This window comes from Natrialba sp. PRR66 (genome assembly GCF_034808065.1).
Taxonomy (GTDB): domain Archaea; phylum Halobacteriota; class Halobacteria; order Halobacteriales; family Natrialbaceae; genus Natrialba; species Natrialba aegyptia.
The window spans coordinates 469,635-488,736 of the sequence record NZ_JAXHGN010000003.1 but is presented as its reverse complement, the minus strand read 5'-3'; the positions used below and the strand labels follow the sequence as shown (position 1 = coordinate 488,736).

Genomic DNA, 19,102 nt, shown 5'->3' with positions numbered 1-19,102 from the left:
TCATTTCGATTGCGATCCACCGGCTCGAGAAGCGCGAGGAACTGTAACGGCGGGGTAGCATCGAGGAGGACGAGACGGAGAGAAAGAGTCAGCAATCAGCGCTCAGTAAGCAACGGATCAATCCTGTGCCGCTGTTGAAACCGGTCCCTGTCCCTGATCGCGGGCCGCCATTGCCGTCTGTGACTGCGACGTCCACTCGAGGTCGCCCCGATAGTGGAACGCCTCGTTATCGCGCTCCGGATCGATGACGGTCAGGTCGCCGACCCAGCCGTTGTCGACCAGCCGTTTGACGTCCTCGTGGTGACGGAGGATGTCGGTCACACGCTCACGGGGTGCGTGGATGACCGCTGTCAGGCGGAGCGGCTGGTGGTACGGCTCGTCGTCGGAGCACTGCAGCGACTGGAGCGGGAGACCGGTCATCAGATCGCCGCCGTTACCCTGCACGACGCCGACGTTACCGAGCGGGTTCTGCGTGATCTTCGAACCGCTGCCGTAGACGCCGTTGTCCACCGTCGCGAAGTAGTACTGGTTGTTGATCCACTGGGTGACGACCAGCGGGCCGGTCATGATGGCCTCCAGTGCCTCGCCCTCGGGATCGGTCGTCCAGTCGTAGGAGTGGAGGAACGCGCGGCCGTCTAAGCTCTCATCGTCGGTCAACTCTCGCGGGCCGATGACGAACGAGGCGTTGCCGGCCAGCCCCCACTCGGGGCGAGTTTCCGCCCAGTCGGCGGCCTTGCGCTCGACTTCGGCGACGGCCTCCTGGGGGTCGACATCGGTCTCGTCGGTCATCGACTCGAGGCGCTCGGCCGCCGCGTCGGCCTGTGCGCGCTCGAGGTCGGCGCGAAGCTGCTCGAGGTCCTCGCGGTGGCTCTCTGGGACGGCGTCGTCGAACAGGTCGATCTCGTCGGTCGTCGTGTTGTGCTCGCCCGCGAGGAAGACCGTGTCGTCGGGGATCTGGAAGCCGCGCTCGCGGAGTTCCGCCTGCACGTCCGGATTGTTGCAGATTTCGGCGAGCACGCGTGCGTTCGGCCCGCCGGGGTTGCCGGCGCAGGCCCCGCAGTCCAGACTCGAGTCAAACGGATTGTTCGTCGTCTCGCTCGCGTGGCCCGTGAAGACGACCAGGCGGGCGAACTCCGTCCAGCCCATGAGCGCGAAGGCGTTCTGGGCGTACTCGACTTTCTCCTCGAGGGTCATCCCCTGCGGAAGGTCGTGGTCCGCGTGACTGTGATCGTGGTCGTCGTAATCGAGAACGGGCGAACAGAACTCGTGCTGGCTCGGGATACGGTCCTCGACGGCGTTCTCGAGCGAGGCGATCGCCGAGGGGGCGAGCGTCCGCGCGGCCATCGCCGAGCCGTACGCGGCGCCGCCGCCTTCGACGAACGGGAAGGCGGCGACGACGTTGGCCTTGAGCCGCTTGAAGTGTTTCCGGGTCGCCCTCGCGAGGCCGGTCCAGCGGTCGCGTTTCGTCGCCGTCTCTTCGTCGTCGGGCCGATCGACCACGCGGTGTTCGGGGTCGACGATCGGCGGACACGCGTCGACGGCGGCGGTCGCGTCGTAGCCGCGGTAGCGCATCGGGACGCCGAAGAAGCCGGCGTAGCCGTGGGTCTCGTAGCGGCCCTGCCCCTCGATGTGGCGGCGGATGATCTCCGAGCGCGTGTCGATGCAAAACACCAGTTGGGCGGCCGGCCGCGACGACTCGCCCGCGTCGGCGGGGTCGGTCACCGAACCGTCGAGTTGCTCGAGCAAGCGCTCGCGATAGCTTTTCTCCCAGGCGGTCAGCCAACGGTCGGAGAGTGGGGGCGTCTCGTCTTCACCCTCGCTCTCGTCGCCAGCATCGGCGCCGCGCTCGTCGTCGCTCGAGGGCTCGATCGGCGCGTCCAGCAACTCCGCGAGCGTCAGCCGCACCGCGAGGTACTCGCGCAGCGTGATCGGATACGTCGATTGCCAGGGGTCGGTGTCGTCGTCGACGCGCTGTTTGATGAATCCGGTCCAGCCCGGCAGCGCGGCAAAGTGGTGCTCGGCGATGTCGGTCCACTGGCCTTCGGGAAACGCATCGAGGACCGACTCGAGCGCCCCGGTCGCCGTCTCGGGGAGGTCCGACGAGTCGTCGCAGCCGGGTACGTCGCCGTCGTAGGGGACCATCGAACGCCAGGCGGCATAGAACCCCTCCTCGCGGTTCGGCATCGGCCACTTGGCCAGCCCTTCGTCGAGGAAGGCGGCGAGCCACTTCGAGAGCACGCGGTCGAGAATCTCGGTCGCCTCGTCGGACTCAGTGTCGGCGTCGCGCGCCGCTTCGGCCGCGGCCATCTCTTCGAGGAGGGCCTCGGGATCACGATCGATCCCGTGGGCCTCGAGTTCACCGGCGAGCACGTCGGGGTCGATCTGGCCGCGCTCCCAGGCCGTGCGAAAGATGTCGGGGTGTGGATACCCCCGCCCGCCGAACAGGCGCTCGCCGTCGGCGACGGCGCGGTGGAACGGCTGGTCCTCGAACCCCGAAAGAGGGTTGGCCGTGACGAACGAATACAGCGGCCAGACGGCCCCGACCCGCTCGACCGCGCGCTCGATCGTCGTGGCGATGGGGTCCTGATCGGCGTCGGTGTCAGTCTCGGGGTGGTCCGTCGCCTGATCGGATTGCTGTAGCGTCTGTTCGGCTCGGGCGTCGCGTTCGAGTTCGGATTGGGAAGGCTGCTTAGACATCGTTGTACTCCTCCTTGGTCGTGAGCACGGTCGCGGAATCCGGCTGCGAGAGGTTCACCAGCGAGACGTAGAGGCGCTCGCTCGAGCGGTGCCACCCGAGTTCAGTCGCGAGGTAGGCCCCGACGAACAGGGCGACGACGAGGCCGTGGGCGATCGTCACGTCGGTCGGCGCGTGGGTCATCGCGGAGGGGACCACCGCCGAGATCGCGTTGTACAGCAGCGCGTAGCCGCCGATCGCGGTGAGGACGACTAGCGGGACGCTGACGAACCGGACCGACCGGGGCAGGGTCGTCCGGTTGAGGATGTCTCGCGCTGCGGTCAGCGTCGTCAGGACCACCACGAGCGTCAGGATCGTCCCGCTGTCGAACGCCAGACCCGTTGCCTTTCCGGTGAGGGCGCCGAAGAGCACGCCGCCGCCGACGGCCGTCGCCAGGCTGACGGCAGCGCTCGCGAAGCCGAACTCGGTGTGGCCGGCGTGTTTGGCCGTCGATGCGGGCGCGGCCTCCTCGACGGCGGCCCCCGACGAGAGGAAGAGGTAGGCCTTGTAGAAGCCGTGAAGGATCAGGTGGGCGATCGCGGCTGCGAAGAAGCCGAGACCGCACTGGAGGATCATAAAGCCCATCTGGGCCATCGTCGAGCCGCCGAGCTTGCGCTTGACGTTCGTCTGGACGAGCAACATCGCCTGTCCCAGCAGGGCGCTGACCGCGCCGAGGACGACGACGGCCGACATGATCGCGAGGTGGTCGGAAACCAGCGGCGCGAAGCGGGTCAACAGGACGCCGCCCGCGTTGACGAAGCCGGCGTGCATCAGCGCAGAAGCCGGCGTCGGAGCCGTCATCGACGACAGCAGCCACCCGTGGAACGGGAACAGTGCCGACTGGATCAGCGCCGCGAGGACGATCCCGCCGGCGGCGACGAGGCCGACCGTCGCGGAAACCTCCTCGAGACCGCCGAGGATACCGGCGATCGATGTCGTCCCGGTCTCCCAGGCTAGCAGCGCCAGACTGCCGGCAAGCACTGCACTGCTGGCGACGAAATAGCGACGCGCAAGCGAACCGGCGGCCTGCGCCTGCTCCCAGTCGCGGACGTGTCCGATGAGGCCGGCCATCAGCAGCCCCATCGCGAGCCACGCCGCCGCGAACAGCGCGACGTGATCAGCCGCGGTTAGCGTCATCACGACGAGCGTGAACCCGAACACGCGGGCGAAAAAGCGCTCGAGGTCGCGGTCGCCCGCCATGTAGCGCCGGGAGAAACTGTGGACGATACCGCTGAAGAAGGTAACCACGATCCACAGCACCGCGGTCAGGCCGTCGACGACCACGTAGTCGACGCCGGTCCACGGCTCGCCGCGGTTGACCGTCAGCGCGAGGACGCCGACGCTACAGAGAAACAGCGCCCACACCAGCCGCGTCGACGCCCGGGGGACAACCGAATCGTCCGTCGTCGTCAGTTCCGAGAGTTGTACGGCGTCGAGCGAGCGTTCGTCGGTCATGTGTCGAGTATCACCTTCGACCAGCGCGGGCGTTCATACGGGTCAATCCGTCTGGTCGACGTTACCCGCTCTTTGAACACCCTGGTTATTATATCCTTCTGTTCGAACAAATCGTTCGCTATTCCCCGTGTGAGAGAACACCATGGTCTGCCGCAAAAAATGCCGTGAACGAACCTGCCGATCCGACGACGATCCGGAGGGTCAGTCGCGCCACTATGACAGAGACGCCGCTCACCCGCCGTTATTGCCGAAGATGGGCGAGAAGAAGTAGTATAAAAACCGAGCCGGGAATCTGCGCCGATGCGGTCACTCTGCGGAGAACTCGTCGAACGAGGTCGACTTGTGGCTGCGCACGAGCACCTCGTCGGTTATCGTCAGGCCCATGTCCGAGAGGTCTTGAGCGATCGGCGTGATGTCCCGGTCGTTCTTGACGACGGCCGTCACGAGGAGGTTCTCCTCGCCCGTTACCAGTTCCTGCACCGAGACGACATCGGGAATGTCCAGAATGTTGTCGATGTAGTCGCCTCGGTCCGGAATCGGCGCCGTACAGAAGAGGAGCATCCGGATCGGATACCCGGACTTCATGTAATCAATGTTGGCGCTGTACCCCTTGATGACCCCCTCCGACTCGAGGCGCTGGATGCGCTTGCGGACCGTACTCGAGGACGCGTCGGTCCGTTCGGCGATCTCGCCGGACGAAAGGTTCCGGGCCTCCTCCTGGAGCGCGTAGAGGATCTCCCGGTCGACCGCGTCGAGCTCGTACTCGGACATACCGCGTCGTTTCGACCGGCGAATATAAGGGACTTCGCCTGCGTCCCGCGGACCGGGTCCGAGCCCACCGGACCGGCGCTCGCCGGTCTCGAGCCGGCCTCGCACGTCTCACTTTCGACTCGAGGAGAAGCAGCGGCTCGGTTAGTACCCGCCCGCGTCGGAGAAACAGCGACCACACCGGGAGACGTTTCGGTCCGTCGTCGTCCGGTCGATCGAGACGAGGCGGAGTCGGTCGTGAGTCACGTGCGATGTCGCGCCGCAGTGCGTTCTGAAATCGGAACGGCCGGTCTTGTGCTTGTGAACAGTGTTCGTCGTTTCGTTTAGAACCCCATCCATGACACATGGTGGCACTCCCAAAGCATATAGTTTCAGTCCCGGAGTACGTAGGCGACCCGCGTTCTGTGACGCGATCGATTGGCCAGTCGAATCGAAAAGAAAGGCGATGAAGCGCTATTCGGGTTCGAGACGAGGTGCTACGGCACGGTTGACCTCTCCGTTCGTGCCGGTAACGTCTCGATACCGATCCACCGTCACGAAAACGGCGAGTACGCTTTGGCGACTGTACTCGAGTTCACCGCACCAGGGCATCGGAGCGACCGCGATTCGTCTGAACTCGCCAAAAGAGGACGTACGAACGATCTATCCGGGGATCCGGCGAGTCGCAGGGTTTATGCATACAGGGACGTTCTCTTTAGAGGCAATGGCGAAAGGAACCGTTGATTTCTTCAACGACACTGGCGGCTACGGATTCATCGAGACTGAGGACGCGGACGACGACGTGTTCTTCCACATGGAAGACATCGGCGGCCCGGACCTTGAGGAAGGACAGGAACTCGAGTTCGAGATCGAGCAGGCCCCCAAGGGCCCGCGCGCGACGAACGTCGAGCGCCTGTAAGGCGGATTCGTACGGTATCGGCACTTGACTGCAGTATTTTACTTCCGGTGAGCGACGGCGCTTGCAAGCGACGGACGAGTCCCCGCCGACGGACGTGAACGCGACCTTTTATCTCGCTCGACTCTGTACTCCCGAGGTAGTTCACTCGCGGATCGCGTCGCACACGCGGCTACGATCCAATCCACTCGACTATGGCGAACCAGTACATTACCGCCGACGAGCATCTGCCGGAGACGGTGGCGGACGAGACCGTAACGCACCTTCAGATCCGCGACCCGGAGACGAAGGAGATCTTCGAGGCGCGAGTTCACGTCGCGAGGGAGTCGGATCGGCTTGACGACCCGGAGCCGCTGTCGGTCGTCAGAGGGCCGCACGAGAACACGACCGAGCAGTGGTACGTCGAGTTCGTCGACGAGGCGGTCGAGACGGAGCGACTCGAGCGACTCGCCGACGAGCAGCGCGAGCGTTCGAACGTGGTCAACACCCGGTCCGACGATCTGACGGTTCTGTTGCGGTATCTCGTCGAGACCGGCCGCTACGAGTCGACATCGGCGGCCGTCAGAGCGATCTTGTTCGAGCACCTCGCCGACCGCGATCCAGCGGTGCTCGAAGCCTACGACGAGATCCGGACGGCTTACGACGCGGATCCGTTGCGGGAGGCGCTCGCGGATGCAAAACATAGCAACGCCGGCTCAGACGACGAGCCCGCCGTCGTGGTGACGGAGCAGGAGACGGAAACCGACCGGTCCGGGGCCAGATGACCGCCGAGACGTTTCGGGACTTTCTGGGGCTGCTCGCCGACGTCGGCGCAACGAACGAGATCACGACGCCGGTCTCGTGGGATCTCGAGGCGAGCGCGATTACGATGCGGGCGAACGCCACCGACGAGCGGATTCCGGTCTTCGAAACCGTCGAGTTCGACGGCGTGGACGCCCGCCTCATCGGCGACCCGTATCGAGGGCCGCGCGGGCGCGTCTTCGAGCACCTCGCGCGGGCGTTCGAACTGCCCGATCCGGCGGGACTATCGGGACCGGCGTACTACGAACGGGTGATCGATCGACTGGCGAACCAGCGCGATCCGATCATCGTCGATCCGACGACAGCCCCCTGTAAGGAGGTCGTCCGAACCGGCTCGGCGGCCGACCTGCTCGAGTTTCCCTGGCCGTACATCCACCGGCAAGACGGCGGTCGGTACGCGACGCTGACGACGCTCGTCGCGCCCGATCAGGACGGCGAGTGGGGCCGGTGGTCGCGCCACCGCGCGATGATCCACGGCCGCTCGCAGGCGAGTCTGTTGTTTCTCGCCGGCGAACAGCTCCCGAATCGCTACTACTACGAGTTCGAGCGCCGCGGCGAGGCGATGCCGGTCGCGCTGACGGTCGGTGCGCCGCCGGCCGTAACGGCCGCAAGCGAGATGTGGATTCCAGTCGGCCGCCAGGAAGCGACGTTCGCCGGCGGCCTCCAGGAATCGCCGGTCGACCTCGTCCCCTGCGAGACGAACGACCTCCGTGTCCCGGCGTCGGCCGAACTCGTTATCGAGGGCCGCGTGCTTCCGGACGAACGCCTCGACGAGGGGCCGTTCGGCGACTACTTCGGCTACGTCAACGGCCCGCGGCGCTCGATGCCCGTTCTCGCGGTCGACGCGATCACCCACCGCGAGCGGCCGTCTCTCCCCTTCTGTGTGGCTGGATCGGGCGTCGGCTATTCCGAGAACTCGACGAGTTCGCTCCAGGTCGCAGCGGGTGGGCCGGACGCCACCCTCGGACTGCGTGCCGCGGGCTACGACGTGGCGATGGCCGCCCCCTGGCCGTTCACCGAGCGGACGGTCTGGGTGATCGCGACGGAGCGCCCTTACGCAGGCTACCTGCACGAACTCGCGAACTTCATCTTCACGACCTGGGGGATGCTCCACATCGACTTCTTCGTCTTCGTCGACGCCGGCGTCAACCCGCTGCACTCGCGCGCAGTGGTGGAAGCGCTCGCGCTGCACGCCGATCCGGCGACGGACTTCCACCAGTTTGGCGTCGAGCGGATGCCGAAGGTGCCGCTGAACATCTACCAGACGCCCGACGAGAAGGGCAACGCGGCGGTTGGAACCTCGAAGTCGAAGACGGCGAAGGCGTACGTCGATGCGCTTTCGGACGGAGACCGACCGACGCGGGCGATCGGCGAGCGCGAGGACCGCAAGCGCGCCCGCGACCTGCTCTCGGCGGCCGGCGTCGACGGCGCGTTCGAACCTCACCGTGTGACCGACGCCGGCATCGACGCCGATACCGACACCAGAACCAACACCAACACCGAGACCACGATCCACCGATCCAACCGATGACCGCCTTCCGGAATCACCTCGAGTTCCTCCGCCGAACCGACGACTGCTGCGCGCTCGACCGTCCCGACGATCTCTCTCCACAGGTCGTCGCCGCGGAGGCGCTTCGAGCCGACGGCCCCGCGATCGAGTTGACGACCGATGGGCGAGCCGGCGTTGAACTCGCGAGCGGCGTCTACGGCGGTGTCGACCAGACGCGCGGTCGAACGCGGGGACAGCCCCGCAGCCGGTATCCCTGGACCCGTCTCGGCCTCGGCCTCGGAGTCGACCGCGATCCGGCGTATGTCGACGTGCTCGAAACCCTGCTCACACTCGGCGAGCGACGGGCGGAACGCGACGTGACCCACGTCGAACGCGCAGCCGCGGCGACTGAACTCGGCGTGCGGGAACTCGGCTTGCCGACGCCGCCGGACGAGGCCTGGCCACGGTTCACGCTCGGCGTACTCTCGATCGGCACCGACGCGGGATCGTACTGGGCACCGATCCACGGCGCGATCCTCGACGGACGGACGATCCGCGCTCGCGTTCCAGAGGCGATGGCCGCCCACGATCGGCTCTCGACGGGCGCGTCCGCCACGATCGCGCTCGGCGTCCCGTCGGAGGCGCTCGCGGCGGCGCACGTGCTCGCGATCACCGACCGGCTCGCGACGCCGATCGAGGACCGCGGCGTCGGCGCGACGGTCCCGCTCATTCCAACCGCGGGCGGCGTCGTCCCGAGTTCAGCGGAGGTCGTCATCGAAACCAGCGTTGCGGACCGCCAGCCCGACACCCGGTCCGAGAAGCGCGAGTTCTGGGAACAGCTGGTCCCGAGTACGACGCTGACGCTCGACGCCGAGGCCGTCTTCTCCCGCGAGGATGCCGTCGTGCCGTACACGCCGCTCGGAGCGGCGCTGTCGGACGATCTCCAGTTGGCGGCGCTCGCGCTGTCGGCGACGCTGTACGATCGGGTCAACAGCTACTGGGGCGTGTCACCGGTCGACTGGCTGTTGCTCCCGGCGGAGGGACGGCTCGGGCTCTGCCTGGTCGCCTCGGAGATCCTCTATGCCGGCTTCGAGTGGCAACTGGCGAACCTGCTGTTTTCGCTGTCCGACTGCTTCGATACGGTGATCGTCGTCGACACCGAAACCGGCCCGCGAAATCTCGGGCGAGTGCTCGGCGATAGCTGGGTCAAGGCCCACCCCTCGCGGGACTGGCTGTTCAGCGAGGCCGACGCCCCGGCCGCACGGCTGCCGGCCTACGGCCGGGACGGCGAGACGGGTGCGCGACTGTACGTCGACGCCACCTGGGACCCCCGTTGGAAGGACGAGTTCATCGCGCCGCGCGTGTCAGTTACCGACTCCTATCCGCCGGAGATTCGCGCGGCGGTTCGCGACTCATGGGCTGAACTCGGTTTCGAGTCCGGCGGTGCGTTCGAAGAAACGAACGGCTCCGGGAGCTAGCGTGTGCCGTCAGTGCTGGATCGGTGGAAGGGCTGGACGAGTAGCGTCGATCCGATTCTGCGAGTTCGATTCGCGATCGAGTTTGGAGGGAGAGTCGTAGCCGTGTCTTGCGTATACGAAACTGTTTACGCAAGCGGGCGTCGGGGTAGTTCGCTTTCTTGGCAGCGATCAGCGTTCATTGTTCCGCTCGATGGCGCAAAAATTACCGGAACAGTTATCACGACCGGAGTAACCGCTTCGGAGTATGCCAGCGGACCACAACCTGCCGGCCTACGACGAGACGCGCCAAGCGTTTTCGTGGGACGACAGCTACGAGGAAGCCGACTGGGACGCCCCCGAGCGAATAAATATCGCACACGAGGTCTGCGATCGCCACGCTGACAACAAGGAGAAGGTGGCGCTCTACCAGGTCGGCGAGGACGGCGAGTTGACGACGCTTACCTTCTGGGAACTCGCCGAGCGAACCAACCGGTTCGCGAATCTCCTCGCTGAACTCGGAATCGAGCGCGGCGACCGGGTCTTCTCGTATCTGCCGCGCGTTCCGGCTCACTACGTGGCGCTCGTCGGGACGCTCAAGCGGGGTGCCGTCTTCGGCGGTGTCAACGAGCGGTTCGGGCCGGACGGCATCGCCTACCGGCTCGACGACTGCGACGCGAAGGCGGTCATCACGACCGCCGACAACCGAGATACCGTCGAGGCCGCGCTCGAAGACGCGCCGTCGGTCGAGCACGTCATCGTCGTCAGCGACGACGGAACGGGGCTGCGCCGCGGCGACGTGAGCTACCACGCGGCCATGGAGCGAGCGAGCCGCGAGTACGAGACGGCCGAGACGAGCGGCGAGGACGACGCGCTGTTGTACTACACCAGCGGAACGACCGGACTGGCGAAGGGCGTCCTCCACAAACACCGGTGGGTTGTCGGCGTTGCCACGACGCAGCGCTACGCCGCCGACCTCCAGCCGGGTGATTTGTACTGGTCAACGGGCGACCTCGGCTGGCTGACCGGCCCCATCAACACGCTCGGAGCCTGGTTCTGGGGCACTGCCCTGTTCACCTACGAGGGAGAGTTCGACCCCGAGACGTGGGCCGACCTGCTCGATACCTACCCGATCAGCGTCCTCTTCTCGGTGCCGACGGCCTACCGGATGCTCCGGGAGAACGAGAGCGTTCTCGAGGGCACTGCACTCGACCTGCGCCATGCGCTGTCGATCGGCGAACCGCTCTCGGCCGGCGTCGTCGAGTGGGGCGAGGAGACCCTCGGCGTCACCATCCACGACACCTACGGCCAGACCGAGACGGGGAACATGATCATCAACAACTACCCGACGATGGAGGTCCGTCCGGGATCGATGGGCAAACCGCTGCCCGGCATCGAGGCGGACGTGGTCGATCCCGAAACCGGCGCGGTGCTCGACCCCGGCGAGACGGGCGAAATCGCCCAGCGCGGGGACTACCCCTGCTTCTTCGCTGAGTACTGGGAGAAACCCGACAAGACGGCCGATTGCTTCGTCGACGGTCCCGACGGTAAATGGTACCTCTCGGGCGACCTCGCGCACAAGGACGAGGACGGCTACTTCTGGTTCGAGGGGCGGGCAGACGACGTGATCCTCTCCTCGGGCTACCGCATCGGCCCCTTCGAGGTCGAGAGTTCACTCGGCGAGCACGAGGCCGTCGCGGAGGCGGCCGTGGTCCCGAAGCCCCACCGCGAGCGCGGCAACATCGTGAAGGCGTACGTGGTGCCGGGCGGCGACGCGACGCCCTCGGAATCGCTCAAAGACGAGATCACGGACCACGTCAAATCCGAACTCTCCGCCCACGAGTACCCCCGTGAGGTCGAGTTCCGCGAGGAGTTGCCCAAGACGGTGACGGGGAAGATTCGACGGACGGAGTTACAGGACGAGGCGGCGGCGGAGGCCGAATAGCGAGTCGCAAGTAGCAAGCAACGAGTAGCAAGCAGCAAGCAGCGGATGGCGGGTCCCGAGGAACAACTACCGAGACCCGAACCGACGCGAGACAGCGACGACGAAATCAGACACAACGAAGAACACCATGAACTTCGAATCCACGCAGGAACGCGAGATGATCCGACAGACGGCGGCCGACGTCGCCGCCGAGTACGGACCCGAGCACTGGCGCGAGAAAGAACGAGCGGGCGAGTTCTCCGAAGCCTTCTGGGCTGAACTCGCGGACGCGGGCTTTCACGGCCTGTTGATCCCCGAGGAGTACGAGGGTGCTGGCATGGGGATGCAGGAAATGGGGCTGGCGATGGAGACCCTCTGTGCCGAGGGCTGTGGCATGGCCGGAACCTGGTACCTCGTCCTCACCGCAGGGATGGCCGCGGTCGGCATCCGCGAGTACGGTACCGCGGAGCAAAAGGAGACCTACCTCCCGGACATCGCGAACGGGAAGCGCAACTTCTCGATCGGGATCACGGAACCCGAGGCGGGGACGAACACGCTGAACGTGGCAACGAAGGCCGAACGGGACGGCGACGAGTTCGTCCTCAACGGCCAGAAGGCCTGGATCACGTTCTCGGATCGCGCCGAGAACATGATCATCGTCACGCGGACGACGCCCCGTGAGGAGGTCGACCGCGGGACGGACGGGATCAGCCTGTTCATCGTCGATATGGACGACCCGAACATCGACGTCTCGCCGATCGAGAAGCACGGGATCAACTACTCGAAGTCCTGTGAAGTCTTCTTAGAGAACGTCCGCGTCCCGGCCGAGAACATACTCGGCGACGAGGATGACGGCTGGTGGGTACTGGTCGACATGCTCAACCCCGAGCGGATCGGCTTCGCCGCGGCGGGGACGGGGATCGGCAAGCTCGCCGCGAACACGGCGATCGAGTACGCTAACGAGCGGGAGGTGTTCGACGCGCCGATCGGCTCCCACCAGGGCGTCTCGTTCCCGATCACGAAGGCATACGCACAGATGGAGACCGCCGCGCTCATGCGCGAGAAGGCGGCCTGGCGCTACGACCAGGGCGAGGAGTGCGGCTACGAGACCAACGTCGCGAAGGCGACCGCGGTCGCAGCCGGCATCGAGGCCGTCAAGCAGTCCATGCAGGCCTTCGGCGGCTGGGGCTACGCCACGGAGTACGACGTCGAGCGCTGGTGGCGCGAGATCAATCTGACCCGACTCGCACCGGTCTCCCAGCAGATGGCGTACAACCACATCAGCCAGCAGCTCGGATTCCCGAAGTCCTATTGATCTACTAGCATGTTCGACAAACTACTCGTTGCGAACCGCGGCGAAATCGCCGTGCGCGTTATGCAGGCGTGTGAAGAACTGGGAATCGACACCGTCGCGATCTACAGCGACGCGGACCGCAACGCGGGCCACGTCGAGTTCGCCGACGAGGCGTACAACGTCGGCCCCGCGCCGGCGAGCGAATCGTACCTCGATCAGGAGACGATCCTCGAGACCGCCGACCGCGCGGGCGCAGATGCGATTCACCCGGGCTACGGCTTTCTCGCCGAAAACGCCGCGTTCGCCGCCCGCGTCGAGGACGCAGAGGGGATCACCTGGGTCGGCCCGCCGAGCGAGGCGATGGAAGCCCTCGGCGAGAAGACGACGGCCCGACAGGTCATGCAGGCGGCCGACGTGCCGGTCGTCCCCGGCACGAGCGATCCCGTCGACTCCGCCGCAGAGGTTCGCGAACTCGGCGACGAGTTCGGCTACCCGGTCGCGATCAAAGCTGCCGGGGGCGGCGGCGGTCGCGGGATGAAGATCGTCCGCAGCGCGGACGAAGCCGAAGACGCCCTCGAGAGCGCGAAACGCGAGGGGGAAGCCTACTTCGACGACGCGACCGTCTACGTCGAGAAGTACCTCGAGTCCCCGAAGCACGTCGAGGTGCAGATTCTCGCGGACGAGCACGACACCGTGCTCCACCTCGGCGAGCGGGACTGCTCGCTCCAGCGGCGTCACCAGAAGGTCATCGAGGAAGCGCCGAGTCCCGCGCTTGACGCGTCGCTTCGCGAGTCGATCGGCGAGGCGGCCCGCCGCGGCGTCCGCGAAGCGGGCTACACGAACGCGGGTACCGTCGAGTTCCTCGTGGAGGACGGCGAGTTCTACTTCATGGAGGTCAACACCCGGATCCAGGTCGAACACACCGTCACCGAGGAGGTAACGGGGATCGATATCGTCCGGGAACAGTTGCGAATCGCGGCCGGCGAGGAACTCCCGTTCGCGCAGGAGGACGTTGCGATCGACGGCCACGCGGTCGAGTTCAGAATCAACGCCGAGAATCCGGCCGCGGAGTTCGCGCCGACGCCGGGTGAACTCGAGACCTACGTCCCGCCCGGAGGGCTTGGCGTGCGCGTCGACGACGCCGTTACCGAGGGCGACGAAATCGCGGGCGACTACGACTCGATGATCGCGAAACTGATCGTTCGCGCGCCGACGCGCGAGCGGTGTCTCGAGCGCTCCCGGCGTGCGCTTCGCCATTTCGATATCTCGGGTCCCGAGACGATCGTGCCGTTCCACCGGCTCATGCTAGACGATGCGACCTTCCGCGCGGGCGAGCACACGACCGACTACCTCGACAGCGAGGTCGGTGCGGACGAACTCGCGGCGGCGGTCGAGCGGTGGGGCTCGGCGGCCGGAAGCGGGGGCGGTGGCGAGAGTGCGAGCGAGCACGAACTCGTCGTCGAAGTCGACGGGCGGCGGTTCGACGTGCTCGTCGAGGACGATCTTCCGCGGGTGGCGCACAACGGCGGAGCCGGCGCAGGTGCATCCACGGGGTCGGCGGGATCGGCGAGTTCAGGTTCGAACAGCGGCGCAGCCGCAACCGAGCAGGTCGCGGCCGGCGATGCCATCACGGCCGAGATGCAAGGCACCGTGCTCTCGGTCGACGTCGAACCCGGCGACGAGATCGGTGGCGGGGACGTGGTCTGCGTGCTCGAGGCGATGAAGATGGAAAACGATGTGGTCGCGCCGGGGGCCGGCACCGTCGCCGCGGTTCCCGTTTCCGAGGGCGACTCGGTCGACATGGGCGACCCGCTGATCGTACTGGAGTGAGCAATGACGATGGAACTCAGACTCAGTGTAACGGAGACGGGAGGACAGGATGAAAGCGAGATACAGGCGGTTGCAACGGCGCTCGCCGCACACTTCGGCGAATCTGTCGATCTGTATCCCGAGACCGGCGACGAACTCCTCGCGAGCGCGTCGCCGCCGGACAACGGAAGCGGAACCGGAACCGAAACCGAAACCGGGAGCGCCGGCAGCGGTCCGGGACCAGTACAAAGCGCCGGTCGCAGCCGCGACCGAGGGAGCGAGCAGGACGACCTCGAGCCGACCGAACGCGAGGAACTCCTGCGCGAAGAGATCGCAGAGATACTCGAGGGCGGCCCGGAGAAGTACAAAGAGCGCCTTCCGGAGCAGGGAAAACTGTTCGTGCGCGATCGGCTCGACCTCTGGTTCGGCGACGGCGACGAGTCGGGCGGTGGCAAAACGAGCGGCATCACGTTCGAGGACGGAAAATTCGCCAACTTCGACGACGACGACGACGACCTGCCGGCGGACGGCCTCATCACCGGCGCGGCCGAGTTCGAGGGCCGGGACTTACACTTCATGGCCAACGACTTCACCGTCAAGGCGGGTTCGATGGCCGAAAAGGGCGTCGAGAAGTTCCTCCGGATGCAACAGCGCGCGCTGAAGACCGGCCGTCCGGTCCTCTACCTCATGGATTCCTCGGGCGGCCGGATCGACCAGCAGACCGGCTTCTTCGCCAACCGCGAGGGCATCGGAAAGTACTACTACAACCACTCGATGCTTTCCGGGCGCGTCCCGCAGATATGCGTGCTCTACGGCCCCTGTATCGCCGGTGCAGCCTACACGCCCGTCTTCGCCGACTTCACCGTCATGGTCCGGGACGTGAGCGCGATGGCCATCGCCTCGCCGCGGATGGTCGAGATGGTCACCGGCGAGGACATCGACCTGCAGGACCTGGGCGGCCCCGATGTCCACGCCCGCCACTCCGGCAGCGCCGACCTGATCGCCGAAGACGAGGAGCACGCGCGCGAACTCGTGGCGAAGTTGATCGGCTACCTGCCGGACAACAGCGACGAGAAACCGCCGCAAACCGAGGGGACGGCCCCGCGGCTCTCGCCCGACGGCATCGACGCCATCGTCCCGCAGGAACCGAACCGCGGCTACGACATGTTCGACGTCATCGAGCGCGTCGTCGACGCCGACTCGGTGCTCGAACTTCGGCCGGAGTACGGGAAGGAGATCATCACGGCCTTCGCCCGGATCGACGGTCGACCGATCGGCATCGTCGCCAACCAGCCCAACCACCGCGCCGGGGCGATCTTCCCCGACGCGGCCGAGAAGGCCGCCGAGTTCATCTGGACCTGCGACGCCTACGACGTGCCGCTGCTGTACCTGTGTGACACGCCGGGCTTTATGGCCGGCTCGCAGGTCGAGAAAGACGGCATCTTAGAGCAGGGCAAAAAGATGATCTACGCGACTTCCTCAGCGACGGTGCCGAAGCAGTCCGTCGTCGTCCGCAAAGCCTACGGCGCGGGGATCTACGCGATGTCCGGGCCGGCCTACGACCCCGAGAGCGTGATCGGACTCCCGAGCGGCGAGATCGCCATCATGGGTCCCGAAGCCGCGATCAACGCGGTCTACGCGAACCGGCTCGCGGATATCGACGATCCGGACGAGCGCGCCGAGCGAGAGCAGGAACTGCGCGAGGAATACCGCGAGGACATCGACATCCACCGGATGGCCAGCGAGGTCGTTATCGACGAAATCGTCCCGCCGAGTTCACTGCGCGATGAACTCGAGAACCGCTTTGCGTTCTACGAGACGGTCGAAAAGGACCTGCCGGACAAGAAACACGGGACGATCCTCTAGGCGTCCGGCCGCGGTCGGTTTCGAGTGGAAACAAGAGAATCGGATGCTGTTTTAGTCGTGGCCACCAAAGCGACAGGTATGACCGACCCGCTGATCCGCACCGGAGACGAGATCGAGTACGATGCCGTGGATGCCGCGGACGGCCTGGAAAAGGGCATCCTGATCGCCGAGGAGCACGGCGCGCCGAACTTCGCGATCCGCCGGTTTGAACTCGAGGCGGGAGCCACAGTCCCGGAACATACGAACGAGGTCGAACACGAGCAGTACGTACTGCAAGGAGCGTATACGGTCGGTATCGGCGACGAAGAGTACGAGGTCGAAGCCGGCGACTCGCTGCTGATTCCCGCAGGAACGGTCCACTGGTACCGAAACGAGAGCGACGACCGGGGTGCGTTCCTCTGTGCGGTGCCAAACGGCGACGACGAGATCGATCTGATCGAGTGAGACCGCTCGTAGTCCTCGAGTGCACGCGTCGGTCCCGTCCCCGGCCGTCGCGCCCGGATCGTTCTGTCCATCGTTGACATACGATTTCGCAACCGCAACTACTATAACCTTTTTAGGGCTACCTAAATTAGATGGCAGAAGCGCAGTCGATCGACGAGCACGCGGCCGTCCGGGAGCGGGAGGGATGGGTGACCGGGCGGCTCGTCCTCTTTTGTCTGGCAAGCGTGGGTATCACCGTCGTTGCCGGATTGGTACAGGTGAGTTTCGGGGAGTACTCGATGACGTTTGTCGAGGCTTGGAAAGCCGTTTTCAACCCCACGGTGATCTTCAGCCTCGACGCGTGGTCGGCGTTTCTCTTCGGCACTGAACTCCCGAACATGAGCACCGGGAGCGTCGTCGTCTGGAATCTCCGGCTGCCGCGAGTGTTCGTCGGGATCATCGCCGGCGCGACGCTTGCGGTCTCGGGAGCGATCTTCCAGGCGGTAACGCGAAACGAACTGGCGAGTCCGTTCATACTGGGGGTCAGCTCCGGTGCAGGATTCGCCGTCCTGGCGACGCTCGTCGTTTTCAGCGGGCTCTCGCATCTTCTGCCGCTGGTCGCCGCTCTCGGCGGAACGGTCGCGTTCGTGGTCGTGTACATGATCGCCTGGAAAGGGGGAACGAGCCCGGTCCGACTCGTGCTCGCCGGCGTCATCGTCAACATGATCTTCCAGTCGCTCCAGCAGGGACTGTTCTTCTTCGCGGACGACCTGGGAGTCGTCCAGACGGCGATCGCCTGGCTGACGGGCTCGCTGACGGGCACCGGCTGGGGAGAAGTTCGGGTCGCGATCGTGCCGGCGATCATCGCGATCGGCATCGCACTCGCCGGCTCGCGGCAGTTGAACGTCCTGATGCTGGGCGAAACCACCGCCCGATCGCTCGGGATGCAGGTCGAACGAGTTCGGTTTTTCCTCTCGGCCGTCGCGATCCTGGCGGCCAGCGTCGCGATCGCCGTCGCGGGCATCGTCAGCTTCTTCGGCCTCGTCGTGCCCCACATCGTCCGCAACACGCTGGGCGGAGATTACCGGCGGCTGATGGTCGGCTGTCTCTTCGCCGGCCCCGCGTTGATGGTCACCGCCGACGTCGGCGCGCGGCTCGCACTGAGCGGCACTCAGATTCCCGTTGGCATCGTCACCGGCCTGATCGGCGGCCCGTACTTCCTCTACCTGATGCGCAAACAGCAATCGATGGGTGAACTCTGATGGCACACCAGCAACACTCCGCGACGGAGGAGCAAGACCACGACCAAGAACAGGCACAGGAATACGAACACGAACACGAGCAGATCACCGACAGCGACGGCGTGACAGTCGAAAGCGCACTGGTCGGCGACGGTCTCGAACTCAGCTATCCCGCGAGCGAGGAAACCATCGTCGACTGCGCTCGCCTCGACATTCCCGAGGCCGCGGTGACTGCGCTCGTCGGTCCGAACGGGAGCGGAAAGAGTACGCTGCTGAAATCCCTCTCGAACCACCTCGAACCGGACACGGGAACGGTTCAGATCCACGGAGAAGACCTCGACTCGTTCAGTCAGAAGGAACTGGCGCGCGAACTCGGCGTCCTCTCACAGGAGAACGATTCGCTGGGTTCGATCACCGTCGAAGACCTCGTCTATCACGGCCGCTACCCGCACCGCGGCTTTTTCGACTCGGTCAGCGAGGAGGATCACCGTGCGGTCGACCGCGCGATCGAACTCGCGGGAATCGACCACATCTGCGACACCGAACTCGGACAACTGAGCGGCGGCCAGAAGCAACTGGCCTGGATCGCGATGGTGCTTGCACAGGACACCGACGTGCTGTTGCTCGACGAGCCGACGACGTTCCTCGACATCCACCACCAGTTCCGCGTCCTCGAGACGATTCGCCAGTTGAACGAGCAAAAGGGCGTCACCGTGGCCGTCATCCTGCACGATATCTCGCAGGCGGCCCGCTTTGCGGACTACCTCGTCGCGATCCACGACGGCGAACTCTACGACTGGGGCCCGCCCGAGGAGGTCGTGACCGAACAGTTGCTCGCCGACGTCTTCGGCGTCGAGGCGACCGTCAAATACGAGCCCGAACTCCAGGTCCTGCCCAAGCAAGCGCTGCCAGATAATCGGTCATAGTTCCTCCGTGCGGGAGAATCGGT

Annotated in this window: 15 protein-coding genes; 11 read left to right on the top strand and 4 right to left on the bottom strand. The window is 65.7% G+C overall.

The genetic code is table 11. The annotated features are described in order from the left end of the window. Positions 1-117: 117 nt before the first annotated feature. The 4 genes from SM755_RS12850 to SM755_RS12835 all read right to left on the bottom strand — a co-directional run bounded on the left by SM755_RS12850 (position 118) and on the right by SM755_RS12835 (position 5,296). Positions 118-2,697, bottom strand: coding sequence for a DUF2309 domain-containing protein (locus SM755_RS12850; protein WP_323173007.1), 2,580 nt, complete (start codon positions 2,695-2,697; stop codon positions 118-120). Continuing rightward, positions 2,690-4,189, bottom strand: coding sequence for a proton-conducting transporter membrane subunit (locus SM755_RS12845; protein ID WP_323173006.1), 1,500 nt, complete (start codon positions 4,187-4,189; stop codon positions 2,690-2,692). The genes SM755_RS12850 and SM755_RS12845 overlap by 8 nt, the downstream gene beginning before the upstream one ends. Before the next feature lie 306 nt (positions 4,190-4,495). Then, the gene (locus SM755_RS12840; RefSeq protein WP_323173005.1) at positions 4,496-4,960 is read right to left on the bottom strand and encodes an Lrp/AsnC family transcriptional regulator; all 465 of its coding nucleotides are present in this window, start codon (positions 4,958-4,960) and stop codon (positions 4,496-4,498) included. 141 nt (positions 4,961-5,101) lie between these two features. Then, positions 5,102-5,296 (bottom strand): hypothetical protein, encoded by a 195-nt coding sequence (locus SM755_RS12835; RefSeq protein WP_006110606.1) that lies wholly within the window; start codon positions 5,294-5,296, stop codon positions 5,102-5,104. 364 nt (positions 5,297-5,660) lie between these two features. Here SM755_RS12835 and SM755_RS12830 point away from each other — a divergent pair, with 364 nt between their 5' ends. From SM755_RS12830 to SM755_RS12780, 11 genes are all read left to right on the top strand, one after another. Further along, positions 5,661-5,855: a cold-shock protein gene (locus SM755_RS12830; protein ID WP_004267330.1), complete on the top strand. Its 195-nt coding sequence runs from the start codon at positions 5,661-5,663 to the stop codon at positions 5,853-5,855. Between the two features lie 191 nt (positions 5,856-6,046). After that, positions 6,047-6,616 (top strand): ubiD operon protein, encoded by a 570-nt coding sequence (locus SM755_RS12825; protein ID WP_323173004.1) that lies wholly within the window; start codon positions 6,047-6,049, stop codon positions 6,614-6,616. After that, positions 6,613-8,184: a UbiD family decarboxylase gene (locus SM755_RS12820; RefSeq protein ID WP_323173003.1), complete on the top strand. Its 1,572-nt coding sequence runs from the start codon at positions 6,613-6,615 to the stop codon at positions 8,182-8,184. The genes SM755_RS12825 and SM755_RS12820 overlap by 4 nt, the downstream gene beginning before the upstream one ends. Then, positions 8,181-9,620 carry a prenyl carboxy-lyase gene (locus tag SM755_RS12815; protein ID WP_323173002.1) on the top strand — a complete coding sequence of 480 codons (1,440 nt, stop codon included), beginning with the start codon at positions 8,181-8,183 and terminating at the stop codon, positions 9,618-9,620. Before SM755_RS12820 ends, SM755_RS12815 begins: the two co-directional genes overlap by 4 nt. A 244-nt stretch (positions 9,621-9,864) precedes the next feature. Beyond that, positions 9,865-11,541 (top strand): AMP-binding protein, encoded by a 1,677-nt coding sequence (locus tag SM755_RS12810; protein ID WP_323173001.1) that lies wholly within the window; start codon positions 9,865-9,867, stop codon positions 11,539-11,541. A gap of 127 nt (positions 11,542-11,668) precedes the next feature. Beyond that, on the top strand, positions 11,669-12,835 hold the full coding sequence (locus SM755_RS12805) for an acyl-CoA dehydrogenase family protein (RefSeq protein ID WP_323173000.1): 1,167 nt from the start codon (positions 11,669-11,671) through the stop codon (positions 12,833-12,835). Between the two features lie 9 nt (positions 12,836-12,844). Further along, positions 12,845-14,644: an acetyl-CoA carboxylase biotin carboxylase subunit gene (locus SM755_RS12800; RefSeq protein WP_323172999.1), complete on the top strand. Its 1,800-nt coding sequence runs from the start codon at positions 12,845-12,847 to the stop codon at positions 14,642-14,644. Between the two features lie 3 nt (positions 14,645-14,647). Continuing rightward, positions 14,648-16,489, top strand: coding sequence for an acyl-CoA carboxylase subunit beta (locus SM755_RS12795; RefSeq protein ID WP_323172998.1), 1,842 nt, complete (start codon positions 14,648-14,650; stop codon positions 16,487-16,489). Between the two features lie 78 nt (positions 16,490-16,567). Next, positions 16,568-16,933 carry a cupin domain-containing protein gene (locus tag SM755_RS12790; protein ID WP_323172997.1) on the top strand — a complete coding sequence of 122 codons (366 nt, stop codon included), beginning with the start codon at positions 16,568-16,570 and terminating at the stop codon, positions 16,931-16,933. Between the two features lie 131 nt (positions 16,934-17,064). Then, positions 17,065-18,174, top strand: coding sequence for an iron ABC transporter permease (locus tag SM755_RS12785; protein WP_323172996.1), 1,110 nt, complete (start codon positions 17,065-17,067; stop codon positions 18,172-18,174). Next, positions 18,174-19,079 carry an ABC transporter ATP-binding protein gene (locus tag SM755_RS12780; RefSeq protein WP_323172995.1) on the top strand — a complete coding sequence of 302 codons (906 nt, stop codon included), beginning with the start codon at positions 18,174-18,176 and terminating at the stop codon, positions 19,077-19,079. Before SM755_RS12785 ends, SM755_RS12780 begins: the two co-directional genes overlap by 1 nt. Positions 19,080-19,102 lie beyond the last annotated feature (23 nt).